The sequence below is a fragment of the Paracidovorax valerianellae genome (assembly GCF_900102625.1).
Classification (GTDB): domain Bacteria; phylum Pseudomonadota; class Gammaproteobacteria; order Burkholderiales; family Burkholderiaceae_C; genus Paracidovorax; species Paracidovorax valerianellae.
In genome coordinates this window covers 21,762-44,054 of the sequence record NZ_FMZC01000001.1, presented here as the reverse complement: position 1 = coordinate 44,054, position 22,293 = coordinate 21,762, and the positions used below count along the sequence as shown (strand labels likewise).

Below are 22,293 nucleotides of genomic sequence, written 5' to 3'. Positions count from 1 at the left end.
AATTTTATAGTGATTAATGGGTGCCGGCCAACGGTGCAGCGGGTTCGGATGCGGCGATGCCCGCCGGCGTAACGGGTGCCAGCGGTGCCGATGGTGCCGCCGTGCCCCCCAGCGTCCAGGCGCGAATCACGGCGTAGCTGCGCCAGGGTCGCCACGCCTCGGATGCCTCGGCCGCGGCCTGTGCGGCGCGCCGTTCGCCCTGCACGCCCAAGGCCTTGTGCAGCGCGACGTCGCCCGCCGGAAACGCATCGGGCCAGCGCAGTGCGCGCATGGCGATGTACTGCGCCGTCCAGTCGCCGATGCCGGGCAGCTCGCAAAGCGCGGCGGTGGTCGCGGCCACGTCGGCGGCGCCGTGCAGCGCCAGGCGGCCGCTGTCCACCGCCTGGGCCAGCGCCACGATGGCAGCCTGCCGCTGGCGCACGATGCCCAGTTGGCCGAGCGCATCGCCGGCAGCGCCCGCCAGCACGGCCGGCGAAGGAAAGAGCCGCGTCAGCGCGGGCCAGGGCGTTTCGATGGGTTCGCCGAAGCGCTCCATCAGCCGCTGTGCCAGCGTGCGCGCGGCCGCCACGGTGATCTGCTGGCCCAGCACGGCGCGCACCGCCAGCTCGAACCCGTCGAACGCACCCGGCACGCGCAGCCCGTCGCCGTCAGGGAACGCGCCATGCAGCACGGCGTTGATGGCCTGGGGGTCGGCGTCCAGGTCGAGCAGGGCGCGCACGCGGGCGATCACCAGCGGCAGCACCGGGTGCAGGTTGTCGCTGGTCTGCAGCAGCACCTGTGGCCGGGCTGGATCGAACCGCGCGCTCAGCCAGCCCGCGTACACCTGCCCGCCCACCACCAGCCGCACCGTGCGCCGCAGCGCCTGTTCGCCCTCGGTGGCGACCGACTCCACGGCGTGGATCTGCCGTTTGGCGAAGAACGCCAGCAACGCCGCCACGTCCAGCGGCGGCCGGTAGGCCAGGCGCACCGTGCTGCTGGCGCCGCCTGCCGCCGCGCCGGTGCCGGTCTTGCGCAGCTGGGTGGGGTTGAGCCCGTAGTGCCCGGCAAACGCGGCATTGAAGCGCCGCACGCTGCCGAAGCCGCTGGCCAGCGCCACCTGGGTGACGGGCAGGTCGGTGTCGGTCAGCAGTTGCTTGGCCGCCAGCAGGCGGCGCGTCTGCAAATACTGCAAGGGCGATACGCCCAGCGCGGTTTCGAAGATGCGGCGCAGGTGCCGGTCGCTCACGCCCAGGCGAGCGGCCAGGCGCTGCAGGGGCGAGCCGGCCATGTCGTCCCCTGCGCTGTCCGCCGGGGTGGCCCAGGCGCTTTCGCCTTCCAGCAGGCGCAGCGCCTCGCGCACCAGGATGTCCGGCGCATCCTGCATCGACCATGCCAGCGAGCGCGGCGCCAGTTCGGGCCGGCAGCGCAGGCAGGGGCGAAACCCGGCGCTCTCGGCCTGGGCCGCCAGGGAGAAGAAGCGGCAGTTTTCTCGCCGCGGGGTGCGCACGGCGCACACGGGCCGGCAGTAGATGCCGGTGGAGGTCACGCCGGTGAAGAACCGCCCGTCGAAGCGCGCGTCCCGCGCCGCCATGGCCCGGTAGCGGGCATCGTCCGGGTCGTTGGCCAGGGGAGGGCGGGGGGTGCTCATGGAGCGCAATCATAGGCCGCCACCCTCGGGGCGCTGGCCGTTTCCGGACATGTGCCTGGGCCCTGCGGCACGGCGTATCGCTCAGCCGAAGATGCGGCCTCGGCCTACGCATCGGCCCCCCGGCGGCGGCCGATGCGGCGCCTACAATGCCGCGACCCATTCCACCGAGAAGGGGCGTCGTCCGCGCCAATCGCGCCCGGCGGCGCTCCGCGATTTCTCCCGAACCGCGAAGGATTCCACCAGTGCAGCCCACGCCCGCCATCTTCAAGGCCTACGACATCCGCGGCATCGTGCCGAGCACCCTGAACGAAGACGTGGCCCGGGGCCTCGGGCGTGCCTTCGGCACGGCGGCGCAGGCCGAAGGGCAGACGGTGGTGGCCGTGGGGCGCGACGGGCGTCTGTCAGGTCCCTCGCTGTCCGCCGCGCTGATCGCCGGCCTGGTGGACGTGGGCATCGAGGTCATCGACATCGGCCCCGCCACCACCCCCATGCTGTACTTTGCCGCCCACACCCTGTGCCAGAGCGGCATCCAGGTGACCGGCAGCCACAACCCCAAGGACTACAACGGCTTCAAGATGGTGCTGGCCGGCCGCGCCATCTACGGCGAAGAGATCCAGGCCCTGCGCCGCACCATGGAAGAAGAAAGCTGGCAGATGAAGGATGGCGGCCGCGTGCGCCAGGCCGACGTGCTGCCCGCCTACGTGGAACGCATCACCAGCGACGTGAAGCTGGCGCGCCCGATCAAGGTCGTGGTGGACAGCGGCAACGGCATCGCCGGCGCCTCGGCCCCCGGCATCTTCCGTGCGCTCGGCTGCGAAGTGATCGAGCTGTTCTCCGAGGTGGACGGCAACTTCCCCAACCACCACCCCGATCCGAGCAAGCCCGATAACCTGCGCGACCTGATCGCCACGCTGCAGTCGAGCGACGCCGAACTGGGCCTGGCCTTCGACGGCGACGGCGACCGGCTGGGCATCGTCACCAAGGATGGCCAGAACATCTTCCCCGACCGCCAGATGATGCTGTTCGCCCGCGATGTGCTTTCGCGCGTGCCCGGCGGCCACATTCTGTTCGACGTGAAGTGCACGCAGCGCTTGGCGCCCGCCATTGCCGAGGCCGGCGGAAAACCCGTCATGTACAAGACGGGCCATTCGCTCATCAAGGCGCGCATGAAGGAGCTCGACTCGCCCCTGGGCGGCGAAATGAGCGGCCACATCTTCTTCAAGGAACGCTGGTTCGGCTTCGATGACGGCACCTACGCCGGCTGCCGCCTGCTGGAAATTCTGAGCCGTGAAAGCGACCCCGGTGCCGTGCTGAACGCATTGCCCACCAGCCATTCCACACCCGAGCTGAACGTGTCGTGCGAAGAAGGCGAACCCCACCGCCTGACGGCCGAGCTGCAGGCCCTGGCTGCCGAAACCTTCGCCGCGCCCGCCGAGATCAACACCATCGACGGCCTGCGCGTGGACTGGCCGGACGGCTTCGGCCTGATCCGCGCGAGCAACACCACGCCCGTGCTGGTGCTGCGCTTCGAAGGCCACACGCCCGAGGCGCTGGCGCGCATCGAGGCCGCCATGCTGGCGCTGCTGCGCCGCGTGAAGCCCGACGCGCACGTGGGTGCCGCGGCGCACTGACCGGCGGCTGCCGGCTATTGCCAGCACTGCCCAGTCCTTCCCGGCCCCAATCAGCCCATCCCCGTCCACAGACCGCCCGCACTTGAACCCTCCCGCCCCCAAGCCGCTGCGCACCGTTGCAGCGGCGCAGTCGATGTCCGTTCCCGGCGACGTGCCGGCCAATGTGCAGTCACACCTTGCCATGGTGCAGGCCGCTGCCTCGCAGGGCGTGCAACTGCTGGTGTTCCCGGAGCTGTCGCTCACGGGCTATGAGCCGGACCTGCTGGCCGGCCATGTGCTCGATGCGGACGACGCCGTACTGGCGCCGCTGCGCGATGCCGCGCGTGCCGCCGGCATGGCGGTGGTGGTGGGCGCACCCGTGGCGCCCCTGGTGCCCGGCGGCAAGCCGGCCATCTGCGCCATGACGTTCCATGCCGATGGCCGCGCCACGCTGTACCGCAAGCGCTATCTGCACGCCGGTGAGGAAGCCTTCGCCAGCGCAGGGGCCGAGGATTTTCAGGTGCTGCCATTTCCGGGGCAGCCCACGGCACTGGCTGTGTGCGCCGACACCACGCACCCCGAACATGCCCGGGACGCACGCCAGGGCGGTGCCGCCCTGTACGCCTGCGGCTCGGTGATCTCCGAAGGCAGCTATGCCCGCGAGTCCGGCCAATTGCAGGGCTACGCGGCCGAATGGGGATTGGCCGTGCTGCTGGCCAACCATGGTGCCCCGACCGGCGGCTATCCCTGTGCGGGGCGCAGCGCCTTCTGGGCGCCCGGCGGCGAGTGCGTGGTGGCGGCGCCCGGCACGGGCGCCTGCCTGGTCATCGCCTCGCAAGAGGGTTCTGGCGATGCGGGGGAGGGCGGCGATGCCACCTGGCAGGGCCGCGTGATCGACCTGTCCGCTGCCGCCACCGCCACCACCGCCACTGGCGCACCCGGGCAGTGACCCCCGCCCGCGCCCTGTATTCGGCGGTCACGTGGCTGGCGCAGCCGCTGCTGCGCGCCAAGCTGCGCCGCCGCGCCGCCACCGAGCCGGGCTACGGCGTGGCGGTGGAAGAACGCTTCGGCCACTATCCGCCCGCGATGGACAGCCTGAGCCCGCTCAGCACCACCGGCCTGGGCGGCCACTTCGTCTGGCTGCATGCCGTGTCGCTGGGCGAAACCCGCGCCGCGGCCATCTTGCTGGCCGAGTTGCGGCAACTGCTGCCCGGCATGCGCCTGCTGCTCACCCACGGCACCGCCACCGGCCGCGCCGAGGGCGAAAAGCTGCTGCAGCCCGGCGATGTGCAGGTCTGGCAGCCCTGGGACACGCCCGGCGCCGTGCGGCGGTTTCTGCAGCAGTTCCGCCCGGCGGTCGGCATCCTGATGGAAACCGAGATCTGGCCCAACCTGCTGGCCGGCTGCCGCCACCGGGGCATTCCGGTGGTGCTGGCCAATGCCCGGTTGAACGAGAAATCGCTCGCCGGCGCACGCAGGCTGTCGTGGCTGTCGCGTCCGGCCTACGCGGGCCTTGCCGCCGTCTGGGCGCAGACCGATGCCGACGCCGAACGCCTTCGGGCTGCCGGCGCGGCGGTGCAGGGCGTGTTCGGCAACCTCAAGTTCGACGTGGTGCCCGACGCGGGCCAACTGGCGCAAGGCCGTGCCTGGCGCGACGCCAGCGGCCGCCGCGTGGTGCTGCTGGCCAGCAGCCGCGAGGGCGAAGAGGCGATGTGGCTGGAGGCCTTGCAGTCAAAACGGCCTCCAGCGCAATCAGCACTAGGGCAGGGCGCTATCAATTCAGGAGTAGCTGGTACAGCGGGACCAGCGGGCCTGCCAGTGCAGTGGCTGGTGGTGCCGCGCCATCCGCAGCGCTTCGATGCCGTGCGGCAGTTGATCGAAGCCGCCGGCCTGACCGTCTCCGCACGCAGCACCTGGGGTGCAGCGCCCGAGCCCGCCGATGTGTGGCTGGGCGATTCGCTCGGTGAAATGGCGCTGTACTACGGCATGGCGCACGCGGCGCTGCTGGGCGGCAGCTACGCACCGCTGGGCGGGCAGAACCTGATCGAGGCCGCCGCCTGCGGCTGCCCGGTCGTCACCGGACCGCACACGTTCAACTTCGCCGAAGCGGCGCGGTTGGCCTGCGAGGCCGGCGCGGCCCTGCGCGTGGCCGACATGGGCGAGGGCGCGGCCACCGCCGAGGCGCTGGTGCACGACCTTCCCCGGCTGGCCGACACCCAGCAGAAAGCGCTGGCCTTCACGGGTGCGCACCGGGGCGCGGCGCTGGCCACCGCTTTGGCCGTGGCGCAGTTGCTGCGCGGCCATGCCGGCGCCGAGGTGGACTGAACGAAAGGGCCGGCGCCCGGTGTCGGCGTGAGCGCTGGTGGCGTCAGGCCACCGGGTCGATGGCGGGGTAGCTGCCCGTGCCGTCCGGCCACGCCGTCAATACTTCGAACCCGGTCGGCGTGACCGCCACCATGTGCTCCCACTGCGCCGAGAGCGAGCGGTCCTTGGTGACCACGGTCCAGCCGTCTGCCAGCGTCTTCGTGTCGCGCTTCCCGGCGTTGAGCATGGGCTCGATCGTGAAGACCATGCCGGCTTTCAGCCGCAGGCCTTCGCCGCGCCGGCCGTAGTGCAGCACCTGCGGCTCGTCGTGGTAGATCTGGCCGATGCCGTGCCCGCCGTAGTCGCGCACCACGCTGAAATGCTCGCGGTGCGCCACCGTCTGGATCGCGTGGCCCACGTCGCCCAGGGTCGCGCCCGGCCGCACCTGCCGGATGCCGGCCACCATCGCCTCGTAGGTGGTCTCCACCAGCCGGCGAGCCAGGGTGGAAGGCTCGCCCACGAAGAACATGCGGCTCGTGTCGCCGAACCAGCCGCCGCGGTTGACCGCCACATCGATGTTGACGATGTCGCCGTTCTTCAGAATCTTGTCGGGCGACGGAATGCCGTGGCACACCACCTGGTTGACCGAGGTGAGGATGGTGTTGGGATACCCCAGGTAGCCCAGATTGGCGGGAATGGCGCGCTGCACGTTCACGATGTGGTCGTGGCAGAGGCGGTCGAGCGCGTCGGTGCTGACGCCGGGTTTGACGTGCGGAGCCACCATGGCAAGCACTTCGGCCGCCAACTTCGCGGCGGCGCGCGACATCGCCAGTTCTTCCGGCGTTCGGAGGGGAACGTTGCCGCCCATCGCGCTCAAGCCGCCGAGCGGGGCGCTGCGGCCGCGCGGGATGCCAGCCAGTCCAGGTCGAGTCCGCCGGATTGTTCGGCTTCGATCAGCAATTGGCTGATCTCGCGGTGGTTGAGGTCTGGATAGAGTTCGGCCAGCATGCCGACGCGCATCCAGTGCTCCGCCTGCGAATTGATGGAACGGCTGAGCGCGTTGCCCGCGATGCGCAGGTTGGCGTGCATGAGGTCGGAAATTTTGAGAATGCCCATGGCGCGCATTTTATATATGAAACGTATATGAAGCATATATTTTTGGCGTGTTGGCGCAGCGCGACAGGGTTTTCTCGATGGTGCTGAATACTGTTTTTATGTACAGTATTTACAGGTGTCGCCGTAGCTTCAGACCGCAGCGCAGCAGCCTGTGATGAAGCGCTTTCAAGTCGGTTTGGCCGGCCCACGCGGCACACGCTACCGTGACGGGCGCCCTGGAGGCGGCCGTTCACGTTTTCATCGTCGAAGCCATCGGCCGTTTCCATCCAGAGGCTTCGCAGTCATGCCGGCCGCAGCCCGTTTCAGTGCGGTCTGGGCGGCAGCAATCCATTCGGGAGGCAAAAAATGCGGGTCAAATTCATGGGGTTCCGTTTCGTATTGAAGCTCGGCAGCCTGTCGCTGGCGACGTTTGCACAGGCGCTGTCGGCCAAGGGTTACGACCCGAACGCACCGACGGACGAGCAGCGCCTGTTCTTCATGAGCGATTCGGCCGACCCCGACTACTACGTGGGCGTCGTCATCACCATCAAGGACCACAAGACGTATTGCGAGCTGGTGCGCGCGCCGACCAACATCCTGGTCCGCGTGGCGGAGGTGCAGCACGATGCCAGCCTGATGGACTTCAACTTCTTCGTGCTGAACAAGCGCACGGGGGCGGGCATGTACCAGTACTACCACCACTCTTGCAGCGTGAGCGCGTTCTGCCACCTGGCAGGCAGCAAGTTCAACGAGTACAAGGAACAGGTGATCGCCGAAAAGATCGCGGAGGAGTCGTCCGGCGAAGAGCTGACCGAGGCGAGAAGGGCGAAAATCCGCCGCGAGCACAATTCCCGTTTTTCGTGGGAAGTGCTGGTGCGCCAGGAGGCGCTGGAAGCCATGATCGAAGAGCTGCACAAGGTGAAGAGCTTCGAATACCTGATCGCCACGCCCGAGGTGCCCGAGGCGGAGTTCAAGGCGCACACGGCCTACATCAAGAGCCGCACGAGCAAGATCACCTTCGTGGCCGATACGCCCGGCAAAATGCTGGCTTCTGCCATCAAGGCCTGCGTGGTGGCCGAGCGGCCCAAGCGGGGCCGTGTGGAGGGCGTGGACGGTTACGGCGTCGAGAAAGTGATTTCCATCTTGGACAACCCTGAAAATTTCGGCGAATACGACTACGACCAGCTGGCCGCCAAGCTCGACCAGCTGGACGTGACCCGGTTTTCCACGGCCTGGGTGGTGGGCGAACTGCTGCGCCAGTGCCGGGACCACAAACACATCTTCGAGATGCCCATGCGATGAGGCGCTATGTTCTGCAGGCGCTGCTGTTTTCGACCCTGGTGGTGGCGGGCGTCGTCTACTGGGTGCCCGACGCCCACGGCGCCATGCAGTTCTACGCCGACAAGATCCGGGCGAGCCTGTTCACCGGGCTGCTCACCACCGGCAGCTTTCTGCTGTCGCTCAAGATCTTCATCGTCGTCAAGTTCAAGGAGACGGTGTTCGACACCCCGCGCTACCGCGAGCTGTTCGAGCAGCTGAAGAAGATCGACCCGCGCTTGAAGCGCTACACGCAGGTACGCAACGTCAGCAACCTGATCTTCGCGTCCATCGTCTCGGCCCTGATCGGCGCGGCCGCGCAGGTCACCCTGGGCCTGGTGGATTACTTTCCGTGCTTTCTCGCCTGTATCGCCATCGCGGCGTTTGCGGGCGCCATGCTGTTCCAGACGCTGTGGCTGGTGCACACCATCATCTCGGACTGGCTCGACCGCACCGAAGACCTTTGAGGCCGGGCAACACCGCAGCCAAGCCCGATGCCGCAAAATGCCGGCAACGCGCCACCCCGCGGTATCGCCGCCGTATCGCCGCCGTGCACGAACGGATGGACCGGCTGTGACGCGCATGACCGCTGACTGCCATGATCGAAAAACACTACCTCACCCCGCTCTTCGCCCCCAGCTCCATCATCGTGCTGGCCGGCCAGGCCGAAGTCCCTGATTCGCTCGTCCCCTGCGCCCGCGCGCTGCACACCGCGCTGCGGGCGCAGCGCTTCACCGGCACCCTGCAGTTTCTGGACATCCACACCAGCGGCACGCTCGCCGATCTGGCGCAGACTCGGGCCGATCTGGCGCTGATCGCGCTGCCGCCCGAGGACGTGGTCGCGGCGATGGAGGTGGCCGGGCGCATCGGCTGCCGCGCCGCGGTGGTGCTGTCGCACGGCATGGATGCCGAACAGGCGGCGCGGCTCAAGCACATCGCCCGCCGCGAAGGCATGCACCTGCTGGGGCCCAACTCGCTGGGCCTGCAGCGCCCGCACCTGCAGCTCAACGCCAGCGCGGCCGGGCCGCTCGCGCGGGAAGGGTCGCTGGCGCTGGTGTGCCAGTCGGGCGCGCTGACCTCCTCGATCCTCGACTGGGGCACCAAGAACGCGGTGGGCTTTTCGACCGTGGTGTCGCTGGGGCCGAACACCGACGTGGACATCTCGCAGGTGCTGGACTTTCTGGCCAACGATGCGCGCACGCAAAGCATCGTGGTCTACATGGAAGGCATCTCCAGCGCGCGCCGGTTCATGAGCGCGCTGCGCTCGGCGGCCAATGCCAAGCCGGTGGTGGTGCTCAAGGCCGGCCGCAAGCCCGCCGGCAACGAGGCCGCCCACACGCACAGCGGCGCCATCGTGGGCAGCGACGACGTGTTCGATGCCGCCCTGCGGCGCGCAGGCGCGGTGCGGGTGCGCTCGTTCGTGGAGCTGTTCTCGGCCGCCAAGTGCCTGGCCTCGCGCTACCGGCCGGTGGGCCGGCGGCTGGCCATCGTCACCAACGGCGGCGGGCCGGGCGTGCTGGCCGCCGACTGGGTGAACGAAATCCTGCTGCAACTGGGTCGCTTGTCGCCCGCGTCGGCCGACGCGCTCGCGCCGCTGCTGCCGCCGCTGGCTTCGCTGGCCGACCTGATCGACGTGTCGGAAGAGGCGGGCCCCGAGCATTTCCGCCACGCGGTCGAGGCTGCCGAGAAAGACCGGCAGATCGACGGCGTGCTCGCCATCTATTCACCCAAGCCCGGCATGGATGCCGCCGCCGTCGCCACCGCGCTTGCCGAAACCAAGCGCCGCATGGGCAAGCCGCTGCTCGCATGCTGGATGGGCGACGCCTCGGTGGGCCCCGCGCGCGAGGTGCTGCGCGCCGCCGCCATTCCCAGCTTTCGCACGCCGGAGGCCGCCGTGGGCGCCTTCGGCAACATCGCCTCGTTCTATCAGAACCAGCAGTTGCTCCAGCAGACGCCGCCGCCGCTCACCTCGCTGGCCAAGCCCGACATCGAAGGCGCGCGCCTCATGATCGAAAGCGTGCTGGCCGAGCGTCGCCACGTGCTGACCGAGATGGAGTCCAAGACGCTGCTGGCGGCCTTCAACGTTCCGGTCACCAAGACGCTGCTGGCCCGCAGCGCGCACGAGGCCATGATGATCGCCACGCAACTGGGCTTTCCGGTGGCGCTCAAGATCGATTCGCCGGACGTGAGCCACAAGTCCGACGTGGGCGGCGTGGCGCTCGACATCCACTCCGGCGCCGCGGCGCGCGACGCCTACACCGACATGGTGCAGCGCGTGGCCCGACTGCAGCCGGGCGCGCGCATCCAGGGCGTGACGGTCCAGAAAATGGCGCGTGCCCGCCGCGGCCGCGAGATCTGCATCGGCCTGGTCACCGACGACCCGTTCGGCCCCGTCATCACCTTCGGCGCGGGCGGCACCATGATCGAGCTCATCGACGACCGCGCCATGGAGCTGCCGCCGCTCAACCAGTTTCTGGCGCGACGGCTCATCGAACGTTCGCGCGTGGCGGAAACGCTGGGCGAATGGCGCGGCGCGAGTGCCGTGCACCGCGAAGGGCTGGAGCAGGTGCTGCTGCGCGTCTCTGAAATGGTGTGCGCGCTGCCGCAACTGCGCGAGATGGACATCAACCCCCTGATCGTGGACGAGCAGGGCGCCGTCGCGGTCGATGCGCGCATCGTGGTGGGCCACGCTGCGCAATCGGTGGGCGGGCGCAGCGACCGCTACGGGCACTTGGCCATCCTGCCGTACCCGGCCCGCTACGAACAGCTTTGGCCCCTGCGCGGCGGCGGCGAATACCTGGTGCGCCCGGTGCGGCCGGACGATGCGCAGATGCTGCAAAAGCTGGTGAAAGAACTGTCGCCCGAGAGCCGGTACTTCCGCTTCATCTCGCAGATCGCCGAGCTGCCCGCATCGATGCTGGCGCGCTTCACCCTCATCGACTACGACCGCGAAATGGCGCTGGTGGCGGTGTACCGCGAACGCAGCGCGGGCGAAGACGGCGAGATCGTCGGCACCGAACGCATCGTGGGTGTATCGCGCTATGTGACCAACCCCGACCAGTCGAGCTGCGAATTCGCGCTGGTGGTGGCCGACGACTTCAACGGCCGGGGCATGGGGTCGCGCCTGATGCTCAGCATCATGGACGTGGCCCGCGAGCGCGGCCTGTCGGAGATCGACGGGCTGGTGCTGGCCAACAACCCCAGCATGCTCAAGCTGATGCGGCGCCTGGGGTTCGAGGTGAAGGCGTACCCTGACGATCCGGACTTCAAGCTGGTGACGCACCAACTTTGAGCCCGGCCTTGATCGGGCCTTCTGTCGCCGTCCCGCCAGGGGATCGGCGAACCTTCAACCGCACTGCACGCACGGCCTTCATGAAAAAACACCTCGCCCATTGGATCTTCGCCCTCAGCGCCGCGCTGCCCCTGGCCGGCTTCGCGCAGGTTCCCGTCCAGCCGGCCGCCGATCAGCAAGCGCTGCTGGCCAGCGCGGACCCGGTGCTGCGCGCCAACAAGCGGCTGGTCTACGACTTCTGGCGCGAGGTGTTCGAGGCCGGGCAGGTGGCGCAGGCCGACAAATACGTGGCCGAGTCCTATGTGCAGCACAACCCGAACGTGCCGACCGGCCGCGCCGCCATGGTCGCTTTCGTGCTACGCAGGAATCCCGCGCCCCAGCCGGTAGAAGAACGCATCAAGGCGCCACTCGTTTCGATCGTCGCCGAGCGCGACATGGTGATCCTGAGCTTCGTTCGCGAATACCCCGAGCCCAAGGACCCTGGCCGCAAATACACGACCACTTGGTTCGACATGTTTCGCATCGAGAGCGGCAAGCTCGCCGAGCACTGGGACGGCGCGGTGAAGCCGGTCAATCCCTGAACGCTTGCACTGGCGGCGGCGAGGTAATTCCGCGGCTGGTACCTGCCGGTTGCTGCCGGGTTCGGATGATCGCTCAGCGTTTCGGGTCTGCGCGTGCGAAACGGCCCCGGTCGGGGTCTAGTGGGCATCCTCCCGTCGTACGGCCCTTCGAGCCCGCCCGCCACCATGATTTCTCATCCGCTTTCGGCCAGTCCCCGTCCGGGCGCGCAAGAGAGCCGAACACCTGCCAGCCCGGAACCTGGGCCTGCGGCGAATCCCCGCCCGCCTGAAGCGGAGGCGGACGATCCGCCTGCGCCTCTGCTGAAGCGGCGGCGCCTCCGACTGGGCGAGCAGGCGGGCGAGGGCCTGCGGTTCAATGCGCAGCTTCCATCGCTGGCCGATCGCATGGCGAGGGCGTTCAGTCCAGGCTCCTTGCCGGGTGGGGCCAGTCCATTGCCAACGCCGCGCTTCAGCCCGGGCGCGAAAGCGTTTCCCAGTCCGCCTTCGACGCTCGCTGCGCTTTTGGACCCGCCCACGCCAGTGTCCCGGCACAAGCCGTCGGATGCGTGGAATGCCCCCATGGCATTGGGCAACGAGCGCAGGCTGCACAGCATCATGCGTTCGACCAGCCCGGGCGTGGTGATCAGCCCGCGCCTGGTGCGAAGGCTCAGCCTGCAATCAAACATGCCGGATCTGGCGGAAAGACTGGCCGCGTTGAAACCGGGCGCAGCGGAAATCAGCAATGGATTCACTGTGGTTGCACTGGACCGTTCGGGGGAAGGCTCTTGCGACTTCGCCCAAGGCATGCAACGACTGGGCTCGGGTGTCTCCGGCGCGGCGTACGCGGTGCGGCTGGCCGAGAACTTCTGGCGCGATGGCCGGGATTGCGGGCGAGACTTCGTCTTCAAGGCGATGCTGTGCACCGACCCTACCAACCCGGTGTTCAACAAGTTTTTCCACACGCTGCCTGCCGGCGAGAACAGCCTGTCCGATGCGATCGAACAGGAGAAAGCCAAGATCTACAAGGAATACCAAGTGGCGGCTTCGCTCGGAGACACCGCCCAGGTCATGCGCGTGTATGGGCTGGTGCAGATCGATGCCCTGTTCGGAATCCTCCTGGAGAAAATCGAGGGGCCCACGGTTCTCCAGGTGATCGGCCAGTCCCGCCACGCGCTGGACCAGGGCGCCATCCAACCACTCGACTACCTGGCCCTCGGGCGGCAGATGGTGGCCGACGTTCTCATCGGTGCTTCACGGTTCGCCGACGAGGGGGTGGTGCACCAGGACATCTCGCACAACAACGTCATCTACGATGAACGGCAGAAGATGTTCCGGCTGATCGACATGGGTCTGGGCCGCGAAGAGGGCGAACCCATCCAAGTCGGCACCGCGGGCTACTTTGAAATGCGGCCATCGGCCAGCCACCACAAGCGCGACGTCTACAGCGTGGCCCAGTTGCTCGTGCACTTCCTGAAAACGCCCTCCCGCGCGATGGGCCTGGTCGGCCTCAGCAGCGCCTCTTCGGTCGATACCTTCCCGTTCATGGAAGCGTTGCAGAAGTTGCCTGCAGGCGAAAAAACGCACATCGTCCAGCTCATCAACCGGATGATTGCCCGAGATCCTGATGAGCGCGCCAGCGCCGCAGCATTGCTGCAGGACCCGTTTTTCGGCGAGTTGCCGCCCCGCGATGACATCCATGCGATCTATGAGCGGTTGGGCGGCGCGGCTTAGCCGCTCTGCCGCCCTCAGCGCACCGTCAGCGCATCGATGGCCAGCAGGTCATCCTGTGACAGCGTGCCGGCCGCCTGCCGCAGCTTGAGCGTGCCCAGCAGCACGTTGTAGCGCGCCTGCGCCAGGTCGCGCTTGGTCTGGTAGAGCTGGCTCTGGGAGTTGAGCACGTCGATGTTGATGCGCACGCCCACCTGGTAGCCCAGCTGGTTGGCTTCCAGCGCGCTCTGGCTGGAGGCCTCTGCCGCTTCCAGCGCGCGCACCTGGCCCTGGCCGGACTGCACGCCGTAGAACGCCGAGCGCGTGGCCTGTGCCACGGTGCGGCGGGCGTTGTCCAGGTCGGCAAGGGCCTTGTCTTCGAGCGACAGCGTTTCCTTGATGCGGTTTTGCACGGAGAAGCCGGCAAAAAGCGGCAGCGTGAGCTGCACGCCCACGGTGGCGTTGTTGGTGCGCGAGTTGACGTTCGGGATGGTGGGCGTGCCCTTGGGGTTGCGCGACACGCTGTAGCCGGCCTGCAGGTCCACGGTGGGCAGGTGGCCGGTTTCGGCCTTCTTCGTTTCCAGGCGGGCCACATCAAGGGCGATGGCGGCTTGCCGCACTTGCGGCTGCAGCTCTTCCGCCGAGCGCACCCAGGTGCCCACATCGGCGGGGGCCACTTCAGGCAACTGCACTGGCAGGGCCAGCGGTTGTGGTGCCACGCCGGGGCGGCCCACGACCTGATCGAGCGCCAGTTGCTTGACGCGCAGGTCGTTGTCGGCCGCGATCTCCTGGGCGATGACGAGGTCGAAGCGCGCCTGCGCTTCGCGCGAGTCGGTCACGGTGGAGGTGCCGACTTCGAAGTTGCGCTTGGCCGAGGCCAGTTGCTCGGCCACGGCCGCCTTTTGCGCCTGTACGAAGGCGAGGGTGTCACGCGCCGCCAGCGCGTCGAAATACGCCTGGCTGACCCGCACGATCAGGTCCTGCGCCACGCCTTCCAGTTGCGCCTGCGCCAGGTCGGTGCCGCGCTTGCCCTGCTCGAAGGTGATGCGGTTGGCCGGCCGGTACAGCGGCTGCGAGGCGGTCAGGCCCACGCTCTGGCTCGGGGCGCTCAGGTCCACGGGTGGTCGATTCACATCGGTGTTGGCGTAGTTGGCACCGGCGGACAGTCCCGCACTCGGCAGCAACCCGGCCCGGGCCTGCTCGGCACGGCTACCGGCGGCATCGTACTGGGCCTTGGCGGACTGGAACGGCGCGTCGTAGCTGCGCGCGATCTCCACCAATTGGGACAGGCTCTGGGCCTGCGCGCCATAACTGGCGAGCGCGGCAGCCACGGCCAGGGACAAGGGAATGCACCGAAGCAGGGTCATGAACGTCTTTCAGGAAAAAGGAGGCGTGGCACCACGCGCTGCCGGGCCAGTGGCCTCGGCCGGAGTGGATCAATACCGGGGGACCGCCGTGTCGCGCTCGTGCGACCAGGCATCGATGCCGCCGCTGATGTTGGCCACGCGGTCGAAGCCTTGCTGGTCGAGGTAGGTGGCCACGCGCAGGCTGCGCATGCCGTGGTGGCACAGGCAGGCGATGGGGCGGTCGCGGTCCAGTTCGGCCAGGCGCGAGGGCAAGTCGCCCATCGGAATGGTGGCCACATCGAACCCATCCTCGGCCTTGACGCTCGCGGTCTGCAGCTCCCACGGCTCGCGCACGTCCAGCACCAGCGGGCGGGCACCGACGGAGGTGGCGGCGAGCCACTCGGTGAGCTGGGCGGGGCGGACGTGGTCGATCATGCGGATTCCTGAGAAAGACGGAAAGAAAGGATCAGAACGTGAAGCGCGAAGGCTCCGGGAAATGCTGCAGGCGCGGGGCGATGGTGTCCCACGGCTTGGTGGTCTCGAAGCGGTCGCCGGCGCGGCGGATGAAGGTGGCGCGCATCATGGGTTCGCCGCCGACGATGGCTGCGAGGCGGCCGCCTTCGCGCAATTGGGACAGCAGGGCCTGCGGCACGTCGTTCACCGAGCCGCTGAGCACGATGACGTCGAACGGGCCGTCGGCCGCGGCGCCTTCGGCACCGTCGGCCTGGCGCACTTCGGCGTTCTGAATGCCGGCGCTGCGCAGGTTTTCACGGGCGAACTCGACCAGGTCGGGCACCAGTTCCAGCGTGAGCACGTGCTCGGCGCGGTGGGCCAGCAGCGCGGCCATGTAGCCCGAGCCGGCGCCGATCTCCAGCACCCGGTCGGTCGGCTTGACCTGCAGGTCCTGCAGCATGCGGGCTTCTACGCGGGGAGCCAGCATGCACTGGCCCAGGCGCTGGGCCTGCTCGTTGGAGGCGTTGAGGGGGATTTCCATGTCCATGAACGCCATGCCGCGGTAGGCGGGCGGCACGAAGTCTTCGCGGCGCACGACGGCCAGCAGGTCCAGCACGTCGGTGTCGAGCACGTTCCAGGGGCGGATCTGCTGCTCGATCATGTTGTAGCGGGCTTGCAGGATGGGATCGCTGATGTTGGCGGACGTGTTCAGGGGCATGTTCATGGGATTACTCCGGGCGGGATCGTGGATCGGGTCAACCCTCGATTTTAGGGGCCCCGGGCAGAGCAGGCACCGGGGCTGGCGTGCCCTGCACGCACAGTCCGCAAAGGATGTTGTCCACCTGCGCCGCGATGAAGCGCTCGGGCGTGATGCGCTCCAGGTCGGGCATGCACGCCGACGAATGGCGCCACATGGTCATGAAGATGAGCGGCGCCAGCACGATGTGAATGGCGCAGTCCATGTCCGTGACCCGGAATTCGCCCCGGTCCACGCCGCGCTGGAGGATGCGGCGGATGAGCTTTTGCCCGGGATCGACCACCTCGGTGCGGTAGAACTCCACGATGTCCGGGAAATTGTTCGACTCGCCCAGCATCAACTTGGTGATGCCCGACGCCGGCGTGGCGCCGATGCGTTCCCACCACAGTTGGTAGGCATAGCGCAGCAGTTCGCCGGTGCCGTGCGGGTACTGGTCGATCTCCAGATCCCACTCGGGGAAATGCCGGCCGATGTTTTGCCGCACGACCTCTTTGAACAGGTCTTCCTTGCTGGGGAAATACAGGAACAGCGTGCCCTTGGACACGCCGGCACGCGCTGCGACCTCGTCCACCTTGGTGGCGGCGTACCCTTTTTCGACGAACAGCTCGAGTGCCGCGTCCAGCAGCTCGCCCGGCCGTGCCTCTTTGCGGCGCTCGCGCTTGGAGGCCTCATGGGACGGATGGGGGGCAGAGGAGGGGAGCGAATTCATAATTAATGACTGACTGGTTAGTAATGTAGCAATCCCGCAGAGGAGCGTCAACGCGGCAGGACTTCCATAATGGTTCGATTGCCACTTCCAACCTGTAAGACCTTCCCATGACCCTGCAAACCATCACCCTGGGCGGCGGCTGCTTCTGGTGCACCGAGGCCGTGTTCGACCGCGTTCGCGGCGTGACCGATGTGGAAAGCGGCTACGCCAACGGTCGCAACCCCGACCCCACGTACGAAGACGTCTGCACCGGGACCACCGGCCACGCCGAAGTGGTGCGGCTCACCTTCGACCCCGCCGTGGTCAGCCTGCGCGACCTGCTGGAGATCTTCTTCGCCACGCATGACCCCACCACCTTGAACCGCCAGGGCAACGACGTGGGCACGCAATACCGCAGCGGCATCTACACCGAAAACCCCGAGCACCACGCAGAAGCCGAGGCGATGGTCCGGCAGATGTCTCAAGACAAGCTCTTCGGCGCACCCATCGTGACCGAGGTCGTCCCGCTCAAGGGCTACTGGCCGGCCGAGGACTACCACCAGGACTATTTCCTCAATCACCCGGGCCAGGGCTACTGCGCCTTCGTGGTAGGCCCGAAGGTAGACAAGTTCCGCAAGACGTTCACGCGGTTCCTGAAGCCGGACTAAATATTTCTGCGCTTAAAGAAGATAGTTTTTAACTATTTATTACACGATAGTTAACTAAATAATGTGACTTTTTGTCTGCACTTCACCGGTGAAAAATAAAGATCGGAGGTGAGTGATGGCGGCAGGCGCAGAGAATGATCCTGGGTGGTTGGACTATTGGAGAGAGAACATGGAGGCATTGGGCATTCCGGTTCCTTCAACAGCGTTTCCCAATTACGCGCTGGTCGTGGCCAGTATCAAGGCGTTGGTGGATGCAGCACGCGCACACGGGCGACGCGTGACGGTTATTGAACTGGTGGGCGCTGGAACGCTGCTGGAACAACTCGCGGTGCTCGGTTCCCTGAGTGTTGCGTTTCTGGCCGGGGCTGCGGTGGGTAGCGCGGCAGTGGCTACTGGCCGTGTGCTGTCGGGAGGCACCACCCTCAGTGACGTACTCTTCTACGCAGCGCGGCACGGTTTTCTCAGTCCGCAGGTTGGAACCGTGCTGCAGACCCATCCTCAGATTTACCAACGTCAGCATGCTGGTCGGCTCACCCTCGCGCTGTCGCGGCAGAGTCTCGCCAAGCTGAAATGACTGCGATGAGAACAACATCTTTCAAGGACGGCTTGTACCTGCTGGTGACCGCATTGGCTTGCGCGACCGTAAGCTGGTTGGCTTTCGTCTATTTCGGTGAAGCCGTCTATTACGTGTTGTTCGGTCTTTCCTGGACGGCCCTCAGTCTGGACAATGTCCGGCTGCGGCGAAAGCTACAGCGGCTGCAAGACGAACAGTTATCAAAGTAGATGGGAAAGGGCGGTTCGGGTAAAGGTGCAATAATGCAACCCGTTTGCGTTAACCAGCGCCGATGCCCCGCGCCGCCTCAGCGCATGGCAGGCCGCCTTGCCCATGCCCCGCACACCCCATTCCGATTCCTCCGCTCCCCGCGCATTGCCGCCTGGCCTGCGCTCGACCCGTGCCACGCGCGCGCTCCTGGCGTTGATGTCATCCCAACCTTCGGTCGCCGTGTCCGGTGCCGAAGTCGAAGCCGCTCTGGCGCGGCGGGGCGTGGTGGTCAACCGGGTCACGGTCTATCGACTGCTCGATAGGCTGGCCAGCGCCGGCCTGATGCGGCGGCAGATCGACGCCCAGCGCGTGGCTCGCTACACGCTCGTGAGCCAAACCAGGAGCGAGCCGGCCGCGCCGCATTTCGAGTGCAACGATTGCCACCGGCAGTTTCCCGTGTCCGAAGGCACCGCGCCTTTGCAGGCCGCGGCGCGCCAGATGCTCAAGGCGCTGGCGTCGGCGGGCCATGAGCCGTCGGCCGTGGACATTGCCGTGCGCGGCCGCTGCGCCAGCTGCGCGCACCCAGAGGGCACCGAGTGATTCGAACGCAGGCGCTGGCGTTTGCGCACGCCGGCTTCGCGGCGCTGCAGTTTCCGGATGTGGACCTGCCGCAAGGTGGGCGCCTGTTGCTGCAGGGCCGGTCCGGGACGGGCAAATCGACCTGGCTGGCGCTGGTGGCCGGGCTGCGCAGCGCCACCAGCGGCACGGCCCAGGTAGCGGGCCAGCCACTGGGTGAACTGACCGGCGCGGCCCGCGATGCCTGGCGCGCCCGGCACGTCGGCTTCGTGCCGCAGACCTTGCACCTGAGCGCCGCGCTCACCGTCGCCGAAAACCTCGCGCTGCCGTATTTCGCCGCCGGGTTGCCGCGCGATGCCGGCGCCATCCACACCGCGCTCGACCGGCTGGGCGTGGCCGGGCTGGGGGCGCGGCGGCCGCACCAGCTTTCGGGCGGACAGGCGCAGCGCGTGGCGCTGGCGCGCGCGGTGCTGCTGTCGCCCACTGTGCTGCTGGCGGACGAGCCCACCGCCAGCCTGGACGACGAGGCTGCCGCCGATGCACTGGCGCTGCTCATGGCCTGCGCCGCCGACTGCGGTGCCAGCTTGGTGGTGGCCACGCACGACCGCCGCGCGGCGCAGGCGCTGGCAGCACAGCCGGGCACGCAGCGGCTGGATTTGAATGAAATCGGCCTCCAGCGCAATCAAGACGCCGGCAGTGCGCTATGAAAAATATAGCAAACGGTTTGCGACTCTCGTGGCGCTACCTTTGGTCGCGGCCATTGCCGGCGGCGTTGAACCTGCTGCTGCTCTCGCTCGGGCTGGCCGCCGTCACGCTGGTGCTGCTGGTCAGCCGCCAGATTGACGACGCGTTCGAACGCGACGTGCAGGGCATCGACCTGGTGGTGGGGGCCAAGGGCAGCCCGCTGCAGTTGATCCTGGCGGGCGTGTTCCACATCGACGTGCCGCCCGGCAACATCGCCCTGGCCGACTTCGAGGCGCTGGCCAAGCAACCGCTGGTGGCCGAAGCCATTCCGCTGAGCCTGGGCGACAGCTTCTCGGGCTACCGCATCGTGGGCACTACGCCGCAGTACCCGGAGCACTACGGCGCCTCGCTCGCGCAGGGGCGGCTGTGGCAGCAACCCATGGAGGCCGTGCTCGGCGCCACGGTCGCACGCGCCATGGCGAGTGCCGCGCAAGATGCGCCGCCAGGGCAGGGCGATGCGCTGCTGGGGCGGCGCTTCGTCGGCAGCCACGGACTGGCGGGCGGCGGGCATGCGCATGGCGACCATCCCTACACCGTGGCGGGCGTGCTGGCCGCATGCGGCTGCGTGCTCGACCGCCTGGTGCTGACCGCCACCGAATCGGTGTGGACGGTGCACGAGACCGCTCAGGCCGACGACCCCGACGATCTGGAGGCGCTGCGCCAGGAGCGCGAGGTGACGCTGGCGCTCGTGCGCTACCGCAGCCCGCTCGCAGCGGTGACGCTGCCGCGCTATATCAACGCCAACACGCCGATGCAAGCCGCCGCGCCCGCGGTTGAAGTGACGCGGCTGCTGCGCCTGCTGGGCGTGGGCGCCGACGTGTTGAAGGCCTTCGGCGCGGTGCTGCTGGGCGTGGCGGCGTTGAGCGTGTTCATTGCGCTGTGGAACGCCGTGCGCGAGCGCCGGGCGGACCTGGCCATGCTGCGCATGCTGGGCGCTTCGCCCGCACGGGTGGGCGGCCTGTTGCTCGCCGAAGCGCTGTGGCTGGCGTTGCTGGCCTCGGCGCTGGGCCTTGCGGGCGGCCATGCGCTGGCCGCCGTGGTGGGCTGGATGCTGCAGGCGCAGAACGCCATGCCGGTGACCGGCGCGCTCTGGCTGCCCGAGGAATGGGCCGTGCCCGGCCTTGCGGTGGCCGTGGCGTTCGTGGCCGCGCTGCTGCCGGCCGTGCAGGCCTACCGCGTGGATGTGGCTGACCTGCTGGCCCGCCCATGAACACCGCGTAACCCGAGTTTTATTGTTGTCTCCACCCTCCCCGAAAGGACCTTTCCCATGTTCAAGACCCCGAAGTTTCGCGCGCTGGCGCTGGCACCGCTCTTCCTGTTGATGGCTGCGGCCGCCCAGGCACAAAAGCATTCCGATGAAGACACCAAGGCCGACATCGAACGCCACCGCGCCATGGCCGCGGCGCACGAGGCCGCCGCCAAGTGCCTCGAATCCGGCAAGGGGCACGACACGTGCGAGAAAGAACTGCAGGCCGCCTGCAAGGGCCTGGCCATCGGCAAGTACTGCGGCATGAAGCACCAGCACTGATCGCTGCCGGCCCCATGCGCGGCAGATGGCGCATCGGCCTGAATCCACGCATTGGTCGAATCATCCAGTTGTGCAAAGTCTTCCGATGGCGCCACCCGGCGGCGGCTGGTATCTTCCAGTCCTTGCGGGCCATCCGCTCGCAGATTTTTCCTTGAGGTCTTCCGCATGAAACCCCTTTCGACTCTCGCATTCGCTGGCCTGCTGGCTTGCGGCGTGGCCGGAGCCCAGGCACCGCAGGGGGGCCAGGACGCGCAGGGCGCGGGCGCCGCGCTGTCGTCGCCGCTCGGCGGGGGCGGGCTGCCGCAGGGCAGCGGGGCGGGTTACCACAGCCCGCAAAGCCCGATCAAGCCGCTGCCCACCCGCACCGACGTCGTGCCCTGGTCCACGCTGAGCAATCTGCAGAAGAAGACGCTCAAGACCCGCATCGAACCTCTTTTCAACGCCGAGCAGAAAGCGCTGGACCAGACGGTGCAGCGCGTGCAGGGTTTCATGGTGCCCATGACCGCCAAGCCGCAGCAGCGGCACTTTCTGCTCACCTCGGTGCCGCTCACCTGCGCGTTCTGCATCCCCGGCGGTCCGGAGAGCATGGTCGAGGTGAAGGCGTCTTCGCCGGTAACGTATTCGCTCGAACCCGTGGTGGTCGAGGGCCGGTTCGAGACGCTGCGCAACGACGAATACGGCCTGTTTTACCGCATGGTCGAGGCCAAGCCCGTCCAGTGACACGAGCGCTTCGCTGAACAAAGTCGCCGCCCGAATCTCCACCATGAACCCCGTGCGCCCTCAGCCATTGCCGCACCGCCAGCACGTCGCCGTCTGGTGGCTGGCGCTTGCGCTGCTGCTCGCGCCATTGCTCGGCCGCATGCACCAGGTGGTGCATGGTCTGGGGGGCGGGCCATCGGCCGTGGCGCACCTCGCTGCGCCTGGCGCCTCGCACTTCGATCGCGACGCCAATGCTTCCGTGGCCCTTCAGGCCCGCGCGGCGGGGCAGGGCGGCGACGCGCTCCATGCGCTGTTCGCCGGCCACCACGGCGCCGACTGCCAGTTGCTGGACCAGCTCCTGCTCGGTGGCGCGCTGCTGGCAGCCCTGGTGCTGCCGACGGTGCACGGCGCCGCGCAGGCACCGCTGCCGGAACACGCGTCGCACGCCGGCACGCGCCAGCGGTCGGCCTTTCTCGCCCGCGCTCCCCCTGCACAGGGCTGACGCGCGCCCCCTCTGCGGCCCCAGGCCGCAGAGCGGTTACTCCTGATTTGATAGCTA

General features: G+C 68.0%; 24 protein-coding genes. 17 read left to right on the top strand and 7 right to left on the bottom strand.

The window, feature by feature from the left end; all coding sequences use genetic code 11:
• Positions 1-13: 13 nt before the first annotated feature.
• Entirely contained in the window at positions 14-1,627 is a 1,614-nt protein-coding gene (locus BLT03_RS00225; protein ID WP_092739156.1) for a DNA-3-methyladenine glycosylase 2 family protein, read from the bottom strand.
• Positions 1,628-1,869: 242 nt separating this feature from the next.
• On the opposite strand from BLT03_RS00225, the gene BLT03_RS00220 reads away from it, so the two are divergent.
• The 3 genes from BLT03_RS00220 (at position 1,870) to BLT03_RS00210 (ending at position 5,562) form a co-directional block, all read left to right on the top strand.
• Positions 1,870-3,258 carry a phosphomannomutase/phosphoglucomutase gene (locus BLT03_RS00220; protein ID WP_092739154.1) on the top strand — a complete coding sequence of 463 codons (1,389 nt, stop codon included), beginning with the start codon at positions 1,870-1,872 and terminating at the stop codon, positions 3,256-3,258.
• An 82-nt stretch (positions 3,259-3,340) separates the two neighbouring features.
• Positions 3,341-4,186, top strand: a complete 846-nt coding sequence (locus BLT03_RS00215) for a carbon-nitrogen hydrolase family protein (RefSeq protein WP_271466390.1) — start codon at positions 3,341-3,343, stop codon at positions 4,184-4,186.
• Positions 4,183-5,562, top strand: a complete 1,380-nt coding sequence (locus BLT03_RS00210; protein ID WP_092739152.1) for a 3-deoxy-D-manno-octulosonic acid transferase — start codon at positions 4,183-4,185, stop codon at positions 5,560-5,562. Before BLT03_RS00215 ends, BLT03_RS00210 begins: the two co-directional genes overlap by 4 nt.
• Positions 5,563-5,605: 43 nt before the next feature.
• Here the strand turns inward: BLT03_RS00210 and map are convergent, their stop codons facing one another.
• Positions 5,606-6,409: a type I methionyl aminopeptidase gene (map, locus tag BLT03_RS00205; protein WP_092739150.1), complete on the bottom strand. Its 804-nt coding sequence runs from the start codon at positions 6,407-6,409 to the stop codon at positions 5,606-5,608.
• 5 nt (positions 6,410-6,414) lie between these two features.
• Complete coding sequence (locus tag BLT03_RS00200; protein ID WP_092739995.1) at positions 6,415-6,657, bottom strand: ParD-like family protein; 243 nt, start codon at positions 6,655-6,657, stop codon at positions 6,415-6,417.
• Positions 6,658-7,002: 345 nt separating this feature from the next.
• On the opposite strand from BLT03_RS00200, the gene BLT03_RS00195 reads away from it, so the two are divergent.
• The 5 genes from BLT03_RS00195 to xopAU all read left to right on the top strand — a co-directional run bounded on the left by BLT03_RS00195 (position 7,003) and on the right by xopAU (position 13,536).
• Positions 7,003-7,938 carry a hypothetical protein gene (locus tag BLT03_RS00195; protein ID WP_092739148.1) on the top strand — a complete coding sequence of 312 codons (936 nt, stop codon included), beginning with the start codon at positions 7,003-7,005 and terminating at the stop codon, positions 7,936-7,938.
• A complete protein-coding gene (locus tag BLT03_RS00190) occupies positions 7,935-8,420 on the top strand; it encodes a hypothetical protein (RefSeq protein ID WP_092739146.1) in 486 nt (161 codons plus the stop codon). Before BLT03_RS00195 ends, BLT03_RS00190 begins: the two co-directional genes overlap by 4 nt.
• Positions 8,421-8,551: 131 nt before the next feature.
• Complete coding sequence (locus BLT03_RS00185) at positions 8,552-11,245, top strand: bifunctional acetate--CoA ligase family protein/GNAT family N-acetyltransferase (protein ID WP_092739144.1); 2,694 nt, start codon at positions 8,552-8,554, stop codon at positions 11,243-11,245.
• Positions 11,246-11,325: 80 nt separating this feature from the next.
• Positions 11,326-11,826 carry a nuclear transport factor 2 family protein gene (locus tag BLT03_RS00180; protein WP_092739142.1) on the top strand — a complete coding sequence of 167 codons (501 nt, stop codon included), beginning with the start codon at positions 11,326-11,328 and terminating at the stop codon, positions 11,824-11,826.
• A 165-nt stretch (positions 11,827-11,991) separates the two neighbouring features.
• On the top strand, positions 11,992-13,536 hold the full coding sequence (gene xopAU / locus BLT03_RS00175) for a XopAU family type III secretion system effector serine/threonine kinase (protein WP_271466389.1): 1,545 nt from the start codon (positions 11,992-11,994) through the stop codon (positions 13,534-13,536).
• 14 nt (positions 13,537-13,550) lie between these two features.
• On the opposite strand, the gene BLT03_RS00170 is transcribed toward xopAU, so the two are convergent.
• The 4 genes from BLT03_RS00170 to BLT03_RS00155 all read right to left on the bottom strand — a co-directional run bounded on the left by BLT03_RS00170 (position 13,551) and on the right by BLT03_RS00155 (position 16,777).
• A complete protein-coding gene (locus BLT03_RS00170; RefSeq protein ID WP_092739140.1) occupies positions 13,551-14,879 on the bottom strand; it encodes a TolC family outer membrane protein in 1,329 nt (442 codons plus the stop codon).
• A gap of 69 nt (positions 14,880-14,948) precedes the next feature.
• On the bottom strand, positions 14,949-15,293 hold the full coding sequence (locus tag BLT03_RS00165; protein WP_092739138.1) for a rhodanese-like domain-containing protein: 345 nt from the start codon (positions 15,291-15,293) through the stop codon (positions 14,949-14,951).
• Positions 15,294-15,324: 31 nt separating this feature from the next.
• Positions 15,325-16,035 carry a protein-L-isoaspartate O-methyltransferase family protein gene (locus BLT03_RS00160; RefSeq protein WP_092739136.1) on the bottom strand — a complete coding sequence of 237 codons (711 nt, stop codon included), beginning with the start codon at positions 16,033-16,035 and terminating at the stop codon, positions 15,325-15,327.
• 31 nt (positions 16,036-16,066) lie between these two features.
• Positions 16,067-16,777: a TetR/AcrR family transcriptional regulator gene (locus tag BLT03_RS00155; protein WP_092739134.1), complete on the bottom strand. Its 711-nt coding sequence runs from the start codon at positions 16,775-16,777 to the stop codon at positions 16,067-16,069.
• 107 nt (positions 16,778-16,884) lie between these two features.
• Between BLT03_RS00155 and msrA the strand changes: the two genes are divergently transcribed.
• From msrA to BLT03_RS00110, 9 genes are all read left to right on the top strand, one after another.
• Entirely contained in the window at positions 16,885-17,424 is a 540-nt protein-coding gene (gene msrA / locus BLT03_RS00150; RefSeq protein ID WP_092739132.1) for a peptide-methionine (S)-S-oxide reductase MsrA, read from the top strand.
• A gap of 169 nt (positions 17,425-17,593) precedes the next feature.
• Entirely contained in the window at positions 17,594-17,998 is a 405-nt protein-coding gene (locus BLT03_RS00145; RefSeq protein WP_139160249.1) for a hypothetical protein, read from the top strand.
• Between the two features lie 5 nt (positions 17,999-18,003).
• Positions 18,004-18,207, top strand: coding sequence for a hypothetical protein (locus BLT03_RS00140; RefSeq protein WP_139160247.1), 204 nt, complete (start codon positions 18,004-18,006; stop codon positions 18,205-18,207).
• A 103-nt stretch (positions 18,208-18,310) separates the two neighbouring features.
• Positions 18,311-18,787: a Fur family transcriptional regulator gene (locus BLT03_RS00135; RefSeq protein WP_092739126.1), complete on the top strand. Its 477-nt coding sequence runs from the start codon at positions 18,311-18,313 to the stop codon at positions 18,785-18,787.
• Positions 18,784-19,470, top strand: coding sequence for an ABC transporter ATP-binding protein (locus BLT03_RS00130; RefSeq protein ID WP_092739124.1), 687 nt, complete (start codon positions 18,784-18,786; stop codon positions 19,468-19,470). Before BLT03_RS00135 ends, BLT03_RS00130 begins: the two co-directional genes overlap by 4 nt.
• A complete protein-coding gene (locus tag BLT03_RS00125) occupies positions 19,467-20,717 on the top strand; it encodes an FtsX-like permease family protein (RefSeq protein ID WP_092739122.1) in 1,251 nt (416 codons plus the stop codon). The genes BLT03_RS00130 and BLT03_RS00125 overlap by 4 nt, the downstream gene beginning before the upstream one ends.
• Before the next feature lie 57 nt (positions 20,718-20,774).
• On the top strand, positions 20,775-21,035 hold the full coding sequence (locus BLT03_RS00120; protein WP_092739120.1) for a hypothetical protein: 261 nt from the start codon (positions 20,775-20,777) through the stop codon (positions 21,033-21,035).
• 165 nt (positions 21,036-21,200) lie between these two features.
• Complete coding sequence (locus BLT03_RS00115) at positions 21,201-21,755, top strand: DUF3299 domain-containing protein (RefSeq protein WP_092739118.1); 555 nt, start codon at positions 21,201-21,203, stop codon at positions 21,753-21,755.
• A gap of 43 nt (positions 21,756-21,798) precedes the next feature.
• A complete protein-coding gene (locus BLT03_RS00110) occupies positions 21,799-22,236 on the top strand; it encodes a hypothetical protein (protein ID WP_092739116.1) in 438 nt (145 codons plus the stop codon).
• Positions 22,237-22,293 lie beyond the last annotated feature (57 nt).

Coding starts and splice junctions, on each gene's coding strand:
- BLT03_RS00155 (WP_092739134.1), bottom strand. CDS start 16,777: ATGAATTCGCTCCCCTCCTCTGCCCCCCATCCGTCCCATGAGGCCTCC.
- BLT03_RS00165 (WP_092739138.1), bottom strand. CDS start 15,293: ATGATCGACCACGTCCGCCCCGCCCAGCTCACCGAGTGGCTCGCCGCC.
- msrA (WP_092739132.1), top strand. CDS start 16,885: ATGACCCTGCAAACCATCACCCTGGGCGGCGGCTGCTTCTGGTGCACC.
- BLT03_RS00115 (WP_092739118.1), top strand. CDS start 21,201: ATGAAACCCCTTTCGACTCTCGCATTCGCTGGCCTGCTGGCTTGCGGC.
- BLT03_RS00125 (WP_092739122.1), top strand. CDS start 19,467: ATGAAAAATATAGCAAACGGTTTGCGACTCTCGTGGCGCTACCTTTGG.
- BLT03_RS00180 (WP_092739142.1), top strand. CDS start 11,326: ATGAAAAAACACCTCGCCCATTGGATCTTCGCCCTCAGCGCCGCGCTG.
- map (WP_092739150.1), bottom strand. CDS start 6,409: ATGGGCGGCAACGTTCCCCTCCGAACGCCGGAAGAACTGGCGATGTCG.
- BLT03_RS00190 (WP_092739146.1), top strand. CDS start 7,935: ATGAGGCGCTATGTTCTGCAGGCGCTGCTGTTTTCGACCCTGGTGGTG.
- BLT03_RS00145 (WP_139160249.1), top strand. CDS start 17,594: ATGGAGGCATTGGGCATTCCGGTTCCTTCAACAGCGTTTCCCAATTAC.
- BLT03_RS00120 (WP_092739120.1), top strand. CDS start 20,775: ATGTTCAAGACCCCGAAGTTTCGCGCGCTGGCGCTGGCACCGCTCTTC.
- BLT03_RS00195 (WP_092739148.1), top strand. CDS start 7,003: ATGCGGGTCAAATTCATGGGGTTCCGTTTCGTATTGAAGCTCGGCAGC.
- BLT03_RS00140 (WP_139160247.1), top strand. CDS start 18,004: ATGAGAACAACATCTTTCAAGGACGGCTTGTACCTGCTGGTGACCGCA.
- BLT03_RS00200 (WP_092739995.1), bottom strand. CDS start 6,657: ATGGGCATTCTCAAAATTTCCGACCTCATGCACGCCAACCTGCGCATC.
- BLT03_RS00110 (WP_092739116.1), top strand. CDS start 21,799: ATGAACCCCGTGCGCCCTCAGCCATTGCCGCACCGCCAGCACGTCGCC.
- xopAU (WP_271466389.1), top strand. CDS start 11,992: ATGATTTCTCATCCGCTTTCGGCCAGTCCCCGTCCGGGCGCGCAAGAG.
- BLT03_RS00160 (WP_092739136.1), bottom strand. CDS start 16,035: ATGAACATGCCCCTGAACACGTCCGCCAACATCAGCGATCCCATCCTG.
- BLT03_RS00225 (WP_092739156.1), bottom strand. CDS start 1,627: ATGAGCACCCCCCGCCCTCCCCTGGCCAACGACCCGGACGATGCCCGC.
- BLT03_RS00185 (WP_092739144.1), top strand. CDS start 8,552: ATGATCGAAAAACACTACCTCACCCCGCTCTTCGCCCCCAGCTCCATC.
- BLT03_RS00170 (WP_092739140.1), bottom strand. CDS start 14,879: ATGACCCTGCTTCGGTGCATTCCCTTGTCCCTGGCCGTGGCTGCCGCG.
- BLT03_RS00135 (WP_092739126.1), top strand. CDS start 18,311: ATGCCCCGCACACCCCATTCCGATTCCTCCGCTCCCCGCGCATTGCCG.